15 protein-coding genes are annotated in these 16,370 nt (G+C 72.0%); 6 read left to right on the forward strand and 9 right to left on the reverse strand.

What is annotated here, in order from left to right:
* Positions 1 to 313: 313 nt before the first annotated feature.
* Complete coding sequence (locus EAO73_RS30555; RefSeq protein ID WP_147974758.1) at positions 314 to 2,131, reverse strand: ABC-F family ATP-binding cassette domain-containing protein; 1,818 nt, start codon at positions 2,129 to 2,131, stop codon at positions 314 to 316.
* Between the two features lie 118 nt (positions 2,132 to 2,249).
* On the opposite strand from EAO73_RS30555, the gene EAO73_RS30560 reads away from it, so the two are divergent.
* Positions 2,250 to 2,897: a lipoprotein gene (locus tag EAO73_RS30560; RefSeq protein ID WP_191134287.1), complete on the forward strand. Its 648-nt coding sequence runs from the start codon at positions 2,250 to 2,252 to the stop codon at positions 2,895 to 2,897.
* 11 nt (positions 2,898 to 2,908) lie between these two features.
* Here EAO73_RS30560 and EAO73_RS30565 read toward each other — a convergent pair whose 3' ends face one another.
* From EAO73_RS30565 to rsmI, 5 genes are all read right to left on the reverse strand, one after another.
* A complete protein-coding gene (locus tag EAO73_RS30565; protein WP_147974760.1) occupies positions 2,909 to 3,802 on the reverse strand; it encodes a 4-(cytidine 5'-diphospho)-2-C-methyl-D-erythritol kinase in 894 nt (297 codons plus the stop codon).
* Positions 3,799 to 4,683 (reverse strand): 16S rRNA (adenine(1518)-N(6)/adenine(1519)-N(6))-dimethyltransferase RsmA, encoded by an 885-nt coding sequence (rsmA, locus tag EAO73_RS30570; protein WP_147974761.1) that lies wholly within the window; start codon positions 4,681 to 4,683, stop codon positions 3,799 to 3,801. The genes EAO73_RS30565 and rsmA overlap by 4 nt, the downstream gene beginning before the upstream one ends.
* 35 nt (positions 4,684 to 4,718) lie before the next feature.
* The gene (locus EAO73_RS30575; protein ID WP_147974762.1) at positions 4,719 to 5,585 is read right to left on the reverse strand and encodes a TatD family hydrolase; all 867 of its coding nucleotides are present in this window, start codon (positions 5,583 to 5,585) and stop codon (positions 4,719 to 4,721) included.
* Positions 5,586 to 5,627: 42 nt separating this feature from the next.
* Entirely contained in the window at positions 5,628 to 6,005 is a 378-nt protein-coding gene (locus tag EAO73_RS30580) for a hypothetical protein (RefSeq protein WP_147974763.1), read from the reverse strand.
* Positions 6,006 to 6,164: 159 nt separating this feature from the next.
* Positions 6,165 to 7,061 carry a 16S rRNA (cytidine(1402)-2'-O)-methyltransferase gene (gene rsmI / locus EAO73_RS30585; protein ID WP_147974764.1) on the reverse strand — a complete coding sequence of 299 codons (897 nt, stop codon included), beginning with the start codon at positions 7,059 to 7,061 and terminating at the stop codon, positions 6,165 to 6,167.
* Between the two features lie 52 nt (positions 7,062 to 7,113).
* On the opposite strand from rsmI, the gene EAO73_RS30590 reads away from it, so the two are divergent.
* Positions 7,114 to 8,892, forward strand: a complete 1,779-nt coding sequence (locus EAO73_RS30590) for a dolichyl-phosphate-mannose--protein mannosyltransferase (RefSeq protein ID WP_147974765.1) — start codon at positions 7,114 to 7,116, stop codon at positions 8,890 to 8,892.
* A 194-nt stretch (positions 8,893 to 9,086) separates the two neighbouring features.
* Here the strand turns inward: EAO73_RS30590 and EAO73_RS30595 are convergent, their stop codons facing one another.
* Positions 9,087 to 9,266, reverse strand: a complete 180-nt coding sequence (locus EAO73_RS30595; RefSeq protein ID WP_147974766.1) for a hypothetical protein — start codon at positions 9,264 to 9,266, stop codon at positions 9,087 to 9,089.
* 977 nt (positions 9,267 to 10,243) lie between these two features.
* On the opposite strand from EAO73_RS30595, the gene EAO73_RS30605 reads away from it, so the two are divergent.
* Positions 10,244 to 11,815: a penicillin-binding transpeptidase domain-containing protein gene (locus EAO73_RS30605; protein WP_147974767.1), complete on the forward strand. Its 1,572-nt coding sequence runs from the start codon at positions 10,244 to 10,246 to the stop codon at positions 11,813 to 11,815.
* On the forward strand, positions 11,812 to 12,336 hold the full coding sequence (locus EAO73_RS30610) for an NUDIX hydrolase (protein ID WP_224756523.1): 525 nt from the start codon (positions 11,812 to 11,814) through the stop codon (positions 12,334 to 12,336). The genes EAO73_RS30605 and EAO73_RS30610 overlap by 4 nt, the downstream gene beginning before the upstream one ends.
* Here the strand turns inward: EAO73_RS30610 and EAO73_RS30615 are convergent.
* Complete coding sequence (locus EAO73_RS30615; protein WP_147974768.1) at positions 12,330 to 12,962, reverse strand: NAD(P)-dependent oxidoreductase; 633 nt, start codon at positions 12,960 to 12,962, stop codon at positions 12,330 to 12,332. The two genes, EAO73_RS30610 and EAO73_RS30615, sit on opposite strands and share 7 nt — an antisense overlap.
* Positions 12,959 to 13,888: an EamA family transporter gene (locus EAO73_RS30620; protein WP_147974769.1), complete on the reverse strand. Its 930-nt coding sequence runs from the start codon at positions 13,886 to 13,888 to the stop codon at positions 12,959 to 12,961. The genes EAO73_RS30615 and EAO73_RS30620 overlap by 4 nt, the downstream gene beginning before the upstream one ends.
* Before the next feature lie 91 nt (positions 13,889 to 13,979).
* On the opposite strand from EAO73_RS30620, the gene EAO73_RS30625 reads away from it, so the two are divergent.
* The gene (locus EAO73_RS30625) at positions 13,980 to 14,870 is read left to right on the forward strand and encodes a LysR family transcriptional regulator (RefSeq protein ID WP_147974770.1); all 891 of its coding nucleotides are present in this window, start codon (positions 13,980 to 13,982) and stop codon (positions 14,868 to 14,870) included.
* 154 nt (positions 14,871 to 15,024) lie between these two features.
* Positions 15,025 to 16,125, forward strand: coding sequence for a DUF1996 domain-containing protein (locus tag EAO73_RS30630; protein WP_191134288.1), 1,101 nt, complete (start codon positions 15,025 to 15,027; stop codon positions 16,123 to 16,125).
* Positions 16,126 to 16,370: the final 245 nt, after the last annotated feature.

Consider the following 16,370-nt stretch of genomic DNA (forward strand, 5'->3'; position numbering starts at 1 on the left):
GGCCGGGCCGGGGCGGGCCGTACGGGCCGGGCGGCTGCGCGGGGGCGCCGTACGGGCCGGCCGGCTGGGGGTGCGGCCCGTCTCCCGGACCGGTCTCCGGGCCCGTCTGCGGGTCGTACGGTGCTCCGAACCCGCCCTGCGGCGGCTGCTGTCCGGGCGGCTGGCTCATCGACCCGTCCCCCCTGTTCCGTTGACACCTGTGAAGCGGCACGGTCGTACCCCGCACCGGGCGAGGCTTCTTTCTACCACCCGCCCCACAGGCCTCAGCAGTCACACCCGTTGCCGCATCGTTGCGACGGCGAACGGTCAGCGGTCAGGCGTCCTCGGCCAGTTCCAGCCAGCGCATCTCCAACGTGTCGCGCTCGGCTACGAGTTCGCGCAGTTCGGCGTCCAGCTTCGCCACCTTCTCGAAGTCCGTGGCGTTCTCGGCGATCTGCTGGTGCAGGGTCGTCTCGCGGTCCGACATCTTCTCCAACTGCCGTTCGACCTTCTGCAGCTCCTTCTTGGCGGCGCGGGCTGCCTGGGCGGAGACCGCGGGCGCCGGGGCTGCGGCCGTCGGCGCGGCGGAGGGCGCCGCGGCGGGCGTGGCCGCCTCGGCCTGACGCTGCCTGCGCTCCAGGTACTCGTCGATGCCGCGCGGGAGCATCCGCAGCGACTTGTCGCCGAGGAGGGCCATGACCCGGTCCGTGGTGCGCTCGATGAAGAACCGGTCGTGGGAGATCACGATCATGGAGCCGGGCCAGCCGTCGAGAAGGTCCTCCAGCTGGGTCAGGGTCTCGATGTCGAGGTCGTTGGTGGGCTCGTCGAGGAAGAGGACGTTGGGCTCGTCCATCAGCAGCCGCAGGATCTGGAGCCGGCGGCGCTCGCCGCCGGAGAGGTCGCCGACGGGCGTCCACTGCTTCTCCTTGGTGAAGCCGAACTGCTCGCACAGCTGCCCGGCGGTCATCTCGCGGCCCTTGCCGAGGTCGACCCGGTCGCGCACCTGCTGGACGGCCTCCAGGACCCGCAGGTTCGGGTTCAGCTCGTGGACCTCCTGGGAGAGGTAGGCGAGCCGGACGGTCTTGCCGACGACGATCCGGCCGGCGGCCGGCTGCGCCTCTCCCTCGGTACGCGCCGCCTCGGCGAGCGCCCGCAGCAGCGAGGTCTTGCCGGCGCCGTTGACCCCGACCAGGCCGATGCGGTCGCCGGGGCCGAGCTGCCAGGTGAGGTGGGTGAGCAGGGTCTTGGGGCCCGCCTGGACGGTGACGTCCTCCAGGTCGAAGACCGTCTTGCCGAGCCGGGCGTTGGCGAACTTCATCAGCTCGCTGGTGTCGCGCGGCGGCGGCACGTCCGCGATCAGCTCGTTGGCGGCCTCGATGCGGTAGCGCGGCTTGGCGGTACGGGCGGGGGCGCCGCGCCGCAGCCAGGCCAGCTCCTTGCGCATCAGGTTCTGCCGCTTGGCCTCCTCGGTCGCGGCGATCCGCTCCCTCTCGGCCCGCGCGAACACGTAGTCGCTGTAGCCGCCCTCGTACTCGTGGACGGTGCCGCGCTGGACGTCCCACATGCGGGTGCAGACCTGGTCCAGGAACCAGCGGTCGTGGGTGACGCAGACCAGGGCGGAGCGGCGGGCGCGCAGATGGCCGGCGAGCCAGGAGATGCCCTCGACGTCGAGGTGGTTGGTGGGCTCGTCCAGAACGATCAGGTCCTGTTCGGCGATGAGCAGCTTGGCCAGCGCGATCCGGCGGCGCTCACCGCCGGAGAGGGGGGCGATGACGGTGTCCAGGCCGTTCTCGAAGCCGGGCAGGTCCAGCCCGCCGAAGAGGCCGGTGAGCACGTCGCGAATCTTGGCGCTGCCCGCCCACTCGTGGTCGGCGAGGTCGCCGATGACCTCGTGGCGGATGGTGGCCGCGGGGTCCAGGGAGTCGTGCTGGGTCAGCACACCCAGGCGCAGTCCGCCGTTGTGGGTGACGCGGCCGGTGTCCGCCTCCTCCAGCCGGGCGAGCATCCGGATGAGGGTCGTCTTGCCGTCGCCGTTGCGGCCGACGACACCGATCCGGTCGCCCTCGGAGACGCCGAGGGACACACCGTCGAGCAGGGCACGGGTGCCGTACACCTTGCTGACCTGCTCGACATTGACGAGGTTGACGGCCACGAACGCTCCAGCTTCGAGAAAAGACTCCGGCCTTCAGCGTAGTCGCCACCGCGCGGGCCTCCGTACGAGCGCCCGTCCCGCCCCGGTGTACCTTGCGCGCAACGATCAAGGGGTGGGGATGTTCATGACTCGTCGTACCGTTCGCGGGCTGGTGCCCGTACTGCTGGCCGCGACCGCGCTGACCGGGTGCTCGTCGGAACCGGAATCCGACGGCGGCGCGAAGGCCGGGAAGTCCGAGAAGTCTGCCGGGGCCCCGGCCGTGGAGGCCGCGGCCAGGGGCGGCACGGTCGGCGCCTCCGGCTCGGGCTGCGAGCTGCCGGTGACCTTCGACGTGGCGAAGGACTGGAAGCCGAAGGCCGTCACGATCGACCCGGACTCGGAGCTGGCCGAACTCGGGACGCAGGGGCCGGTCTCCATGGTCTGCGAGATCGACGCCAAGCCGGCCGGGCACATCGGCTTCCTGCGGGTGTGGCAGGGCAAGGGCAAGGACGCCTCGCCGCGCGCGACGCTGGAGGGCTTCGTCAAGGCCGACGAGAACTCCTCGAAGGCCGCGTACAAGCAGGTCAGCGCCGGAGAGCTGACGCTGACCGAGGTGACCTACACGCTCCACAGCAAGCTCATGGACGAGGACCGCCCGGCCCGCGCCTTCGCCCTGGCCACCCCCGAGGGCCCGGTCGTGGTCCACCTGGGCGGCCTGGACTCCGACGAGCACGAGGGCATGGTGCCGGCGTTCGAGCTGGCGAAGAAGTCGGTACGGCTGGGCTGACCGCCCGGCCGCTAGAGGACCGTCGCCCCCGGGGCCGGGGAGGCCGCCGTGCGCGCCGTGCGGCAGGTGCCGGACGCGGTGAGCGCGGCGGCCACCTCCCGGGCCGTCGCCTCGTCCTCCGTGAGGAACGCGGTCGTCGGGCCCGAGCCCGAGACCAGCGCGGCCAGCGCACCGGCCCCGGTGCCCGCCGCCAGGGTGGCGGCCAGGGAGGGGCGCAGGGAGAGCGCGGGGGCCTGGAGGTCGTTGCTCAGGGCCCCGGCCAGGGCCTTGGCGTCGCCCGCCCGCAGCGCGTCCAGGAGGGCGTCCGACGCCACGGGCTCGGGGACGCGGGCGCCCTCGGTCAGCCGGTCGAACTCGCGGTACACCGCCGGGGTGGACAGCCCGCCGTCGGCCACCGCGAACACCCAGTGGAAGGTGCCGCCCACCTCGACGGGGGCCAGCCGCTCGCCCCGGCCGGTGCCGAGCGCGGCGCCGCCGACGAGGCTGAACGGCACATCGCTGCCCAGCTCGGCGCAGAGGGCGAGCAGCTCCTCGCGGGGGGTGCGGGTCCCCCACAGCGCGTCGCAGGCCAGCAGGGCGCCGGCCCCGTCCGCGCTGCCGCCCGCCATGCCGCCGGCGACCGGGATGTCCTTGTCGATGTGGAGGTGCACGTCCGGCGCGATGCCGTGGCGCGCGGCGAGCGCGACCGCCGCCCGTGCCGCCAGGTTGGACGCGTCCAGCGGGACCTGTGCGGCGTCCGGCCCGGAGCAGGTGATCCGCAGGCTGTCGGCGGGAGTCGCGGTGACCTCGTCGTACAGGCCGACGGCGAGGAAGACGTTCGCCAGGTCGTGGAAGCCGTCGGGGCGCGCGGCCCCGACCGCGAGCTGCACGTTGACCTTGGCGGGGACCCGTACGGTGACGCTCACCGGTCGCTCCCGTTCTCGGCGGCGGGCTTGTTCTCGGCGATGGCCGCGAACTCCTCGATCGTCAGGGACTCCCCGCGCGCCTGCGGCGAGATGCCCGCCGCGAGCAGGGCGGCCTCGGCGGCCGGAGCGGAACCGGCCCAGCCCGCGAGTGCCGCGCGCAGCGTCTTGCGGCGCTGCGCGAACGCCGCGTCCACCACCGCGAAGACCTCTTCCTTGCTCGCGGTCGTCGCCACGGGTTCGGTGCGGCGCACCAGCGAGACGAGCCCGGAGTCCACGTTCGGCGCGGGCCAGAAGACCTTGCGGCCGATGGAGCCGGCGCGCTTGACGTCCGTGTACCAGTTGGCCTTCACGGACGGCACACCGTAGACCTTGTTGCCCGGCCGGGCGGCCAGCCGGTCGGCGACCTCGGCCTGCACCATGACGAGCGTCCGCTCGATGCTCGGGAAGCGGTCGAGGACGGTGAGCAGCACCGGCACGGCGACGTTGTACGGGAGGTTGGCGACCAGCGCGGTGGGCGGCGGGCCCGGCAGTTCGCGTACGAGCATGGCGTCCGAGTGCACCAGCGCGAAGCGGTCGGCACGGGCGGGCATCCGGGCGGCGACGGTGGAGGGCAGGGCCGCCGCGAGGACATCGTCGATCTCGACGGCGACGACGCGGTCGGCGACCTCAAGCAGCGCGAGGGTCAGCGAGCCGAGGCCCGGCCCGATCTCGACCACCACGTCGTCCGGCCGTACCTCCGCCGTGCGCACGATCCGGCGGACCGTGTTGGCGTCGATGACGAAGTTCTGGCCGCGCTGCTTGGTGGGGCGTACGCCCAGCGTGTCGGCCAGCTCGCGGATGTCTGCGGGGCCCAGGAGGGCGTCGGGCTCAGTGGTGCTCACCTGTAAAGCGTACGGGGCCCTGTGACGCGCCCCGCTCAGTAGTCGAACGCCCGCGCCGTGTTGTCCGCGATCGCCTCGGCCATGGTGTCCTCGTCCAGGCCCTTCACCGCCGCCATCGCCCGCAGCGTGACCGGGATCAGGTACGGGGCGTTGGGGCGGCCCCGGTACGGCGCCGGGGTCAGGAACGGGGCGTCCGTCTCGACCAGCACCAGTTCCACCGGCGCGACCGCCAGCGCGTCGCGCAGCGGCTGGGCGTTCTTGAAGGTCATGTTGCCGGCGAACGACATGAAGTAGCCGGCCTCCGCGCAGACCCGGGCCATGTCCGCGTCGCCGGAGTAGCAGTGGAAGACGGTCCGCTCGGGCGCCCCCGCGTCCGCGAGGATGCGCAGGACGTCCGCGTGGGCCTCGCGGTCGTGGATGACGAGGGCCTTGCCGTGCCGCTTGGCGATCTCGATGTGGGCCCGGAAGGACTCCTCCTGGGCGGCCATGCCCTCGGGGCCGGTACGGAAGTAGTCGAGGCCCGTCTCGCCGACCCCGCGTACGTGCGGCAGCGCGGCCAGCGCGTCGATCTCCGCGAGGGCTTCGTGCAGCGCGGCCGTACCGCCCGCCTCGCGCTCCCCCTGCCGCGACCACCCATCGGGATCACCCAGAACGATGCGCGGCGCCTCGTTGGGGTGGAGGGCCACCGCCGCGTGCACGTTCGCGTGGGCCGCGGCGGTCTCCGCGGCCCAGCGGGACCCCTTCACGTCGCAGCCCACCTGGACCACGGTCGTCACGTTCACCGCGGCGGCCCTGGCCAGGCCCTCCTCGACGGTGCCGTCCTGCATGTCCAGGTGGGTGTGCGAATCGGCGACCGGCACCCGGAGGGGTTCCGGCAGGGGCGGGGCTTCGGAGCGGCTCATGGCCACGATCGTACGAGGATCGCGGCGCTCCGCCCCACGAGGTCACTTGCGGAACGGATGCAGGAGGTCGGAAAGGTGCCAGTGGTGACCGGCGGACGGGACGGCGGTGGCGGCCACGGGCTCCTCGGCGGGCGGCGGTCCGGCCGGGACCTGGGCGCGGGCCGGGTTGCGCAGGAGCTGCTGGACGGCCGAGACCCGGCCGGCCCGCATGATCCGTACGACGTGCCCGCCGCAGTTGGCGCAGGTGGGGGTGGACAGGGGCGAGGGCACCTGTTCGCCGTCCGCCTTGTAGACCACGTACGCGTGCTGCGACGCGTCGACGTGGTGTTCTATCTCGTAGGCCTGCTCCCACCCGTGTCCGCACCTCATGCAGGCGAAGGCGTACGCCTCGTGCGCGGTGGTGGCTGTGATGTCGCTCATGCCTGCTCCTCTTGTCCGTCGGACAAGCACTCCGGAGAATGCGCCCTGCCATCCAGTGGACGCCTTCACCGGCGGGAGCGCACCGGCCCTGTCGAGTGTTGGAGCGGTTTTGGCCTTCTCGTGGTCAAAGGGGCCGGTACGCGGCTCTCGCTTTGCTTTTCACGATAGTCCTTTGCCGTCCGCGTGGCCGGTCCGAGCAGCATTCTTTGCCGCGACGACGGCGTCGAACACCTCGCGTTTGGGCAGCCCCGCCTCGGTGGCGACGGCGGCGATCGCCTCCTTGCGCCGCTCCCCCGCCTCCTCGCGCACGCGCACCCTGCGCACCAGCTCCTCGGCGTCCAGTTCCTCGGCCCCGGCGGCGGCGCCCTCGACGACGACGGTGATCTCGCCGCGCACCTGCTCGGCGGCCGACCAGGCGGCCAGCTCGCCCAGCGGGCCGCGCTTGACCTCCTCGTACGTCTTGGTCAGCTCGCGGCAGACGGCGCCCCGCCGCTCCGCGCCGAAGACCTCGGCCATCGCGGCGAGGGTGTCGTCGAGGCGGTGCGGGGCCTCGAAGAAGACCATCGTGCGGGGCTCGCGGGCGACCTCGCGGAGCTTGGAGAGGCGTTCGCCGCCCTTGCGCGGCAGGAAGCCCTCGAAGCAGAACCGGTCCACCGGCAGCGCGGACAGGGCGAGCGCGGTGAGCACGGCGGAGGGGCCGGGCACGGCGGTGACCTTGATGTCCTGCTCCACGGCGGCGGCGACGAGCCGGTAGCCGGGGTCGGAGACGGACGGCATCCCGGCGTCCGTGACCAGCAGGACCCGGGCGCCGCCGGCCAGCGCCTCGACGAGTTCGGGCGTACGCGCGGTCTCGTTGCCCTCGAAGTAGGAGACGACACGGCCCGTGGTGTGGACGCCGAGCCCCTGGGTCAGCCGGCGCAGCCGGCGGGTGTCCTCGGCGGCGATGATGTCGGCCGCCTCCAGCTCGGCGGCGAGGCGGGGCGGGGCGTCCGCCAGGTCGCCGATGGGGGTCCCTGCGAGCACGAGCGTTCCAGTCGTTCCAGTCACAAGCCCCATCCTCCCGCACGGGGAGCACCGCACCCACAGACGTGTTCCCTACGATGGCGCGGTGACGAGTACTGCGCCCGAAGCCCGGCAGGGCGAAGACGCCGGGGAACAGCATGGCCCGGAGCCGACCTCCTGGCAGCGGCGGCTGCGCCGCTTCGGCCATGCCCCGCGCCCCGGAATCGGGCTGCGGGAGCGCCTGGTCCCGCCCTACACGCGGCCCGGCAGCCAGCTGTGGGCGGTGCTCGGCGTGCCGCCGCTGCTCGCGGACCGGCTGGTGCGCTGGTCGGCGTGGGGCGGTCCGCTGCTGGTCGCGGCGGTCGCGGGGGTGCTGCGCTTCTGGAAGCTGGGCAGCCCGCACGCGGTGATATTCGACGAGACGTACTACGCGAAGGACTCCTGGGCGCTGATCAAGCAGGGGTACGAGGGCGCGTGGCCCAAGGACGTCGACAAGCTGATCCTGAACGACCCGTCGCAGGTGCCGGTGCCGACGGACCCGGGCTATGTGGTGCACCCGCCGGTCGGCAAGTGGATCATCGGCATCGGCGAGCAGATGTTCGGCTTCACGCCGTTCGGCTGGCGGTTCATGGTCGCCGTGCTCGGCACGCTGTCGGTGCTGATGCTGTGCCGGATCGGGCGCAGGCTGTTCCGCTCGACGTTCCTGGGCTGCCTGGCGGGCGCGCTGCTGGCGGTGGACGGGCTGCACTTCGTGATGAGCCGTACCGCGCTGCTCGACCTGGTCCTGATGTTCTTCGTGCTGGCCGCGTTCGGCTGTCTGCTGATCGACCGCGACTGGGCCCGGCGCCGGCTGGCCGCGGTGCTGCCGGTCGACGAGGAGGGCGTGCTGCGCCCCGACGTCCGGGTCGCGGAGAACCTGCGCCTGGGGTGGCGCCCCTGGCGGATCGCCGCCGGTGTCTCGCTGGGCCTGGCCGCCGCCACGAAGTGGAACGGCCTCTACATCATGGTCGCGTTTGGCCTGATGACGGTGTTGTGGGACGCGGGCGCCCGCCGCACCGCGGGCGCCGTTCGCCCGTACACGGCGGTGCTGCGGCGGGACGTGCTCCCGGCGTTCGTCTCGGTGGTGCCGGTCGCGGTTGTCACGTACGTCGCGTCCTGGACGGGCTGGATCGTCCGCAACTCGCCGGGCCATCGCGGCTACTACCGGGACTGGGCGGCGACGGACGGCAAGGGCGGCAGCTGGACCTGGCTGCCGGACTGGCTGCGCAGCCTGTGGCACTACGAGAACCAGGTCTACGACTTCCACGTCCACCTGACGTCCGGGCACACCTACCAGTCCAACCCGTGGAGCTGGATCGTGCTCGGCCGCCCGGTCTCGTACTTCTACGAGGAGCAGAACGGCTGCACGACGTCCTCGACCGGCAAGTGCGCCCGCGAGGTCCTGGCCATCGGGACGCCGCTGCTGTGGTGGGCCGCCTGCTTCGCGCTGGTCTACGTGCTGTGGCGGTGGATCTTCCGCCGCGACTGGCGGGCGGGCGCCATCGCGTGCGGGGTGGCCGCGGGCTGGGTGCCGTGGTTCCTGTACCAGGAGCGCACGATCTTCCTCTTCTACGCGGTCGTATTCGTCCCGTTCCTGTGTCTCGCGGTGACGATGATGATCGGCGCGATGCTGGGCCCGGCGGCGGACACCGGACCCCGGTACGAACTCGGCCTGGCGAAGCCCGACCCCTCGGGCGAGCGGCGCCGGACCCTGGGGGCGGTGGCGGCCGGTGTGCTGGTGCTGCTGATCATCTGGAACTTCATCTACTTCTGGCCGCTGTACACCGGGACCCCCATCCCGGAGGACGCGTGGCGCGACCGGATGTGGCTGGACACCTGGATCTAGCACGGCGAACGCAACAGGAGGGCCCGGCTACTCGTCGGGCCCTCCTGTTCGTTGTCGGTCATCGCCGGTCGTCGTCTGTCCCCTTCGACGGCCCACGGACGGCCCCGGAACCCCCTGATGGCTGGTCTGAAGCCGCGGTGGAAGCCTCTCCTGCCGAGAGCAGAAGGAGACAGGCCCACGCCATAGATGCCGTTTCAGACAGAGCGCCGGATGCGGATGCAGCGGAGCGTGATGAGCGCGATGAGCCCCGCGACCGCCCGGTGAACCTCGCCGTCCTGGTGGAGCAGGTAGTACACGACGCCCGCTACCGCGATGTCGGCGACGTGTGGTCGCGTCCAGGTGACGGTGAGGCCGCGCCAGCTCTGTGATTCCATGTACCCAGTCCTTTACTTGTCGATCTGCGGAGATCAGGGTCTTGGACGCCATCGGAGGCCGCCCTGCATGGCGGCCTCCGTCGTCTTGTCACATGACAGTACGGGCCGGAGCATGGCCTTAACGACGTCAGGATTTCCCTCCGGCCACCACGCTCAAGGTGCCTTTGCCCCTAGGCGGTTGAGGTGCACCGGGATTTTCTACAGCCAAAGCTAAAGGCCCTGACCTGCGACTTTGCTGCCCCATCCGCGCAGATGGGCGCCGGGACCCCAAAAGCTGGGCCGAGATTGGCTGAAATCGCTCCCCGCACAGCGGCCATTCTGTTCCCTCTGGGTGGATAGCAGCAGATATGTGAAGTAGCTGCGGGAGTTGCGCCACGTCCAGGGGCGGGACATCCAGGCTCCGCCCCCGATGTCCGCCTCGACATCCGCCGAAGCTCCACCGCGGCACGCAGGGGCAGCCGTTCTGTCCAGATGAGCGCAAGCCGCTACTGCCGCTGGGGAAAGCTCTGCTGGAGCCATCCACGCACCGCGGCGACGATGGTCCGGCCGTGCCGCCGGAGTACGTCGAGGATGTCGCGACCACAGACAAGCACCATCGGATGCCCGTCCTCCTGGACCTCACAGGTTTTCCAGGCTTGGGGGCACTCTCCTTCGAGTACGTCACCGCCGCCAAGGACGTGGCTGATCCAGCTGCGGGATACCTGCCCGACATTCCAGCACCGTGAAGCGTGAGCGGTAGTTCTCGTTCATCTACTTCCGACCGCTGTACGCGAGCACACCCATCCCGGAGGGCTCCTGGCGGGACCGGATACGGCTGGACACCTGGATCCGACGAGCCGTTCACGCCATTCGGAGGCCGGTCGCATCGCATTCCGATAACAACCGGTGCTCCTGTCACTACCGTCCCGTAGCCTGCGTCACACAGCCCCCTTGAACACGTTCAAGAGGGAGGCTCCGGGGGATGGGGACGGCAGGGAATGCGTAGTGGGGCGAAGGTAGGCATAGTCGGCGGCGGTACGAGCACGGCCGCCGAGTCCTCCGAGGTGAAGACCGGCCCGGTCACCGAGGAGGAGATCGCCGAGACCTCGAAGAAGTTCCTCGCCGCGTGGGCGGAGGGCGACGCGGCGGTCGCGGCGGCGCTCACCAACAACCAGGGCGACGCCGAACCGGCCCTCGCCGGCTACAGCGACACGGCCCACGTCACCAAGGCGGTCATCACCCCGGGCGCGGCGACCGGCTCGACGGTCCCGTACACCGTGAAGGCGACCGTCTCGTACAAGGGGACGTCCAAGCCCTGGTCGTACGCCTCCAAGCTGACCGTGGTCCGCGGACTGACGACCGGGCACCCGCTCGTCGACTGGGAGCCCTCGGTCATCCACCCGGCCCTCGCGAAGGGCGAGTCGCTGGAGACGGGCGAGGCATCCACCGCGTCGATCGAGGCCGTCGACCGCAACGGGCAGGTGCTCACCACCGAGAAGTACCCGTCGCTGGGCGGCATCCTGGCCGAGCTCCGCAAGAAGTACGGCGAGAAGGCCGGCGGCACCGCGGGCATCGAGACATGGATCAACAGCGCGAACGCCGACGGCGCGGACAAGACGTTGCTCACCCTGGTGAAGGGCAAGCCGGGCAAGCTGCAGACGACGCTCGACGCGAAGGTCCAGGCGGCGGCCGAGCGGGGTGTGAAGAAGTTCGACAAGGCGTCCGTGGCCGCCGTGGAGCCGTCCACGGGAGCCATCCGGGCCATCGCCAACAACCCCTCGACCGGCTTCGAACCGGCCCGCAGCGGCGGCGTGGCCCCCGGCTCGACGATGAAGATCATCACCGCCGCGATGATCATCCAGAACGGCCTGGGCAGCGCGAACACGCCCGTCCAGTGCCCGTCCACCGTGCCGTGGGAAGGGGTCGTCTTCCACAACCTGGAAGACTTCTCGATGCCGAGTGCCACGCTGAAGACGGCCTTCGCCCGGTCCTGCAACACCGCGTTCATCAAGCCGGTGCTGCCCCTGAAGTCGAAGCGGGACACCGCGCTCGGCGTGGAGGCCAGGCAGTACTTCGGGCTCGGCCAGAACAACTGGAAGACGGGCGTCGACACGGTCGACGGCAAGATCCCCGACTCTTCCGGTGCCGAGACCGCCGCCTCGTACATCGGCCAGGGCAAGGTCCAGATGAACCCGCTCAACATGGCCTCGGTCACCGCCACCGCGGTCAACGGCCGCTTCCGGCAGCCGTTCATCGTGGCGCAGTCCCTGGACAACCGGCCCTTCGCCACCGCGAGCCCGCTGCCGCCCGGTGTCTCCACCCAGCTCAAGGACATGCTGCGCTACACCGCGACCGCCCCCGAGGGCACCGCCACCCAGGCCATGGCAGGCGTGCGCGGCGACAAGGGCGCCAAGACCGGCTCGGCGGAGGTCGACGGCCACGCCACCTCCGACAGCTGGTTCACCGGCTTCAACAACGACCTCGCGGCCGCCGCCCTGGTCCAGTCCGGCGGCCACGGCGGCGACGCGGCGGGCCCGGTCGTCGCGGAGGTCCTGCGGGCGGGGCCGTGACGGGCGCGGCGGGTCGGGGGCCCTGGGCGGCGGGCCCGGACGTCCTGGTCGATCCCGGCGTCGACGTACCGGTCCCCGCCGACGGCGAGACGTGGGCCGTCGGCGCGGTGATCCTCGACGGACAGGGCCGCGCCTTCGCCCAGAAGCGCGGCCCCCGTCAACGGCTGTTCCCCGGCTGCTGGGACATCGTCGGCGGCCATGTGGAGTCCGGCGAAACCCTGTTGACCGCCCTCGCCCGGGAAGTGGGCGAGGAGACGGGATGGCGCCTGCGCCGGCTCCGGGCCCTGCTCGGGGTCACCACCTGGACCGGCGACGACGGTGGCGGACTGCGCCACGAGGCGGACTACCTCGTGGAGGTCGACGGCGACCTGGACCACCCCACCCTGGAGTGGACCAAGATCAGCGACTACGGCTGGTTCGGCCCCGGGGACCTGGACCGGCTCAAGGAGAACCGCGATCCCGCCGACTTCCTGATCCACGACAGGATCGCCGCCGCCCTGCGGGCCGCCGGGTCTCAGTAGCCCACCGTGAAGTGCCGCTCCCCGCGCGGCACTTCCAGCTCGTCCAGCACCGCCACCGCCAGGTCCTCCGCCGAGATGCGCGAGGTGCCGTCCCCGGCGGTGAGGAGGGTGGTCGTACCCCGGCGAAACGCACCCGTGCGGGGCCCCGGCTCCAGAACGGCGGGCGGGCTGAGGTAGGTCCAGTCGGCCTCGTGCGCCCGGCAGGCGGCGAGTTGGGCCGAGCTGGCGGCGGCCACCGTGCGCCACTGCGGCGGTACGTACGCGGGGTCGTCCACCACCCGTCGTCCCGGGTACCCGGGGACCTCCAGCGGGCCCGCGCCGCCGATCACCAGGATGCGCGTCCCGGTCTTCGCCGCCGCGTCGAGCAGGGCGGTCGTGGTCGCCGCGATCGTGTGCTCGCGCCCCACGGGCGGCCGGGTCGCGGCCACCACCGCGTCCATGCCGTCGAGCAGGGCGCTCATCGCGCCGGTGTCGTTCGCGTCGCCGCCGGTCGCGGTGATGCCTGGCGGCAGGGCGTCCGGGCGGCTGCTGCGGTACACCGCGAGCACCGCGTGGCCCCGGTTCGCGGCTTCGGTGACCACGCGGGAGCCGGCCATGCCTGCGGCTCCGATGACGGCGATCCTCATCGATGTGTCCTTTCCAGTACGGGAGTTGTGGGGACGATCGACGTTCGGGCGCGTCCCGGGAGCTGGCCCCCGACGATCGACGCCAGGGCGAGCGCGAAGCCCACGAGCTGGACCGGGCCCAGCGTCTGGCCGAGCACGAGTGCGCCCAGGCCGGCCGCGACCAGCGGGGAGAGCAGCCCGAGGACCGCCACCGAGGTCACCCGCAGGGCCGCGATGCCCTGGAACCACAGCGCGTACGTGAGCAGCCCGCCGATCAGGCCCAGCCAGAGGTAGCCGAGCGCGGCCCGCCCGTCGATCGCGGGCGGCGCGCCCTCCGCGAGGAAGGTCACCGGTGCCAGGAAGAGGCCTCCGGCGGTGAGCTGCCAGCCGGTGAAGGCGAGCGGGCCGACGCCCTCGGGCCGCCCCCACCGCTTGGTGAGCGTGACGCCGAGCCCCATCGTGGCCGCCCCGGCGAGACCGGCCGCCACCCCGGCCGCGTCCAGCTTCGCCCCGGGCCCGATCACCACCAGGCCGACGCCGAGCACCCCCGTAACGCCCCACAACAGCGGCCGGGCGCCCAGGGATTGGCGCAGGACCGCCACCGCGAGGACGGCGACGACGAGCGGCTGCGCGGCGCCCAGCGTGGCGGCGACACCGCCCGGCAGCCGTTCCGCCGCGATGAACAGCAGCGGCAGGAAGAGGCCGATGTTGAGCACCCCGAGCACCGCCGCCTTCCCCCACCACGCCCCGCGCGGCAGCGTGCGGGTGAGGGCGAGGGCGATGAGCCCGGCGGGCAGCGCACGCAGGAAGCCGGCGAACAGCGGGTGCCCGGCCGGCAGGAACTCCGTGGTGACGATGTAGGTCGTGCCCCACACCGCCGGGGCGAGCGCGGTCAGGGCGGTACGGGGCAGCGCCCCGGCAGCCCCCCGCGTGGGTCGGCTTGTCATGTCTCGAAGTCTCGCGCCGGGCCCATTGATGAGTCCAACACATGTCCGTCACGTCATTGATCTCGATCCACGATGAATGGACCATGCAGTCATGGAGCTCCAGCAGATGCGTTACGTGATCGCCGTGGCCGAAACCGGCAGCTTCACCCGGGCCGCCGGGCGCTGCCTCGTCGTGCAGTCGGCCCTCAGTCACCAGATCGCCCGCCTGGAACGGGAGTTGGGCGCGCGCCTCTTCGAGCGCACCACCCGCCGGGTGCGGCTCACCCCGGCCGGCGAGGCCTTCCTCCCGGCCGCCCGCCAGTGCCTGGAGGCCGCCGAACGCGCCGCCGCCGAGGTCGCGGCGGCGGTCGGCGAGGTGCGCGGGCGGCTCGCCCTGGGCCTGATCCCGACGGTGACCGCCGTCGACATCCCGGCCGCCCTGCGCGACTTCCGCCGGCGCCACCCACAGGTGCGGGTCAGCCTGCGGGTGGGGGCGAGCGACGAACTGGTCGAGCAGGTCCGCGAAGGCGCCCTCGACCTGGCCTTCCTGGGGCTGCCCACCACCGCCCGGCCCCGGGGCGTCGGCCGTCACGAACTGGCCCGCGACCGCCTCGTCGCGGTGGTCGCCCCGGGCCATCCGCTGGCCGGGGCGCCCTCCGTGGACCTGCGCCGCCTCGCCTCCGAGGTGTTCGTGGACTTCCCGGCGGGCACGGCCGGCCGCGCCCAGACCGACCAGGCGTTCGCGGCGGCCGGGCTGGTCAGGGACGTCGCCTTCGAGGTCACCACCGCCGACTACGTCGCCGGCCTCGTCGGCCCCGGCCTCGCGGTGGCGATGCTGCCGCCCGCGTACGCCGCACGGCTCCCCGGCGTCGTCGCGATCGAGGTGTCCGACGCACCGGTCCGCGTTCAGCACGTCACCTGGAGCCGGACCGGCCGGACCCCGGCCGCGGCGGCGTTCCTGGCGGCGCTCGGCATCCCCGTAACGGACGGGGAGGACTCATGAAGCGCTGACACGAAGTATTGACACGCTCTTGTCAGGAGCGGAACACTCCACAGCGGGAGAGCGCTCTCCAAGAATGGCCGCACCGCTTCCGTCCTCCCCGACCGGGCGCGCTCCCCACTCCAGGCTCCCCCACAACGCAGCAGGAGGTCTCTCCATGCCACGGAGGTCCAGAACCCTCACCGGACTGCTCTTGTTCACCTCGCTCAGCCTGACCACGGCGGGCATCGCCGGGATCGCGGCGACGGCGAACGCGTCCTCCGGGACGGCCGCCACCGCGCACACCGAGCACGCGGCGTACTCCATGCCGGGCATGCCCGGCATGCCCGCGTCCACGAAGGCGTCCGGCGACGACCCGGACGGGGACGGCTACATCATGGCCGACCCGCCGGTCACCGGCGTCACCCCGTCGACGGAAGTCCCGCCGACGGCGTACTTCCACGAGTTCCAGGCCAAGTGCGCCCCCACGCACACCGCTCCGGACGACCCGATCGTCTACCCGGGACAGCCGGGCAAGTCCCACGACCACACGTTCATGGGCAACACCACGACGGACGCGTACACCACGGCCGGCTCGCTGGAGGCCGGGAACACCACGTGTCTGGCGCCCGGCGACAAGTCCGGCTACTGGATGCCGAGCCTGTTCAAGGGGGACACGAAGGTCCTCCCCGACGGCGTCCAGACCATCTACTACAAGTCCGGCGTGACCGACTACCGGAGCGTCCGCCCGTTCCCCAAGGGCCTGCGGTACGTGGTCGGCAGCCCGATGCAGAGCGAGGAGGAGTTCAAGAACCTGAAGGGCACCGTCGAGGGCTGGGAGTGCGGTGACTCCTTCAAGAACTACAACTTCCCGCCCACCTGCCCCGACCGCCGGGACGTGCAGCTGAACCTGCGCCTCCAGGCGCCGAGTTGCTGGGACGGCATCCACCTGGACACGCCGGACCACAAGAGCCACATGGCCTACCCGGTCGCCGGGGGCGCCAACTACAACTCGTGCCCGGCGGACCACCCGGTGGCCCTGCCGATGATCGAGTTCAAGATGGCGTGGCCGGTCAACGGTGACATGTCGCAGGTGAAGCTGGCGAGTGGCGCGGGCTACTCGTTCCACTACGACTTCATGAACGGCTGGGACGCCGCGACACTCGACGCGATGGTCACCCACTGCGTCAAGGGCGGCCTCCAGTGCGACCCGCACGGCTACGACGAGAACCACCCCGAGAAGGGCGCGGTCCTCGACGCGAACTACGAGCTGCCGTAACCGGCACCGCGCGCACCCCCACAGGTCCGGGGCCTTTTTTCGGCCCACACCGGAGAGCGCTCTCCAAGATCGCGGAGGCCCCGGACCTGTGGGGGTGCGCGCGGTGCCGGTTACGGCAGCTCGTAGTTCGCGTCGAGGACCGCGCCCTTCTCGGGGTGGTTCTCGTCGTAGCCGTGCGGGTCGCACTGGAGGCCGCCCTTGACGCAGTGGGTGACCATCGCGTCGAGTGTCGCGGCGTCCCAGCC

The sequence above is a fragment of the Streptomyces sp. col6 genome (genome assembly GCF_008042035.1).
Lineage (GTDB): Bacteria > Actinomycetota > Actinomycetes > Streptomycetales > Streptomycetaceae > Streptomyces.

Excerpts from the sequence above, each read along its gene's own strand:
- rsmI (WP_147974764.1), bottom strand. The coding sequence starts at position 7,061 with ATGGGGCTTGTGACTGGAACGACTGGAACGCTCGTGCTCGCAGGGACC.
- EAO73_RS30620 (WP_147974769.1), bottom strand. The coding sequence starts at position 13,888 with ATGACAAGCCGACCCACGCGGGGGGCTGCCGGGGCGCTGCCCCGTACC.
- EAO73_RS30615 (WP_147974768.1), bottom strand. The coding sequence starts at position 12,962 with ATGAGGATCGCCGTCATCGGAGCCGCAGGCATGGCCGGCTCCCGCGTG.
- EAO73_RS30560 (WP_191134287.1), top strand. The coding sequence starts at position 2,250 with ATGTTCATGACTCGTCGTACCGTTCGCGGGCTGGTGCCCGTACTGCTG.
- EAO73_RS30580 (WP_147974763.1), bottom strand. The coding sequence starts at position 6,005 with ATGAGCGACATCACAGCCACCACCGCGCACGAGGCGTACGCCTTCGCC.
- EAO73_RS30595 (WP_147974766.1), bottom strand. The coding sequence starts at position 9,266 with ATGGAATCACAGAGCTGGCGCGGCCTCACCGTCACCTGGACGCGACCA.
- EAO73_RS30575 (WP_147974762.1), bottom strand. The coding sequence starts at position 5,585 with ATGAGCCGCTCCGAAGCCCCGCCCCTGCCGGAACCCCTCCGGGTGCCG.
- EAO73_RS30625 (WP_147974770.1), top strand. The coding sequence starts at position 13,980 with ATGGAGCTCCAGCAGATGCGTTACGTGATCGCCGTGGCCGAAACCGGC.
- EAO73_RS30605 (WP_147974767.1), top strand. The coding sequence starts at position 10,244 with ATGCGTAGTGGGGCGAAGGTAGGCATAGTCGGCGGCGGTACGAGCACG.
- EAO73_RS30630 (WP_191134288.1), top strand. The coding sequence starts at position 15,025 with ATGCCACGGAGGTCCAGAACCCTCACCGGACTGCTCTTGTTCACCTCG.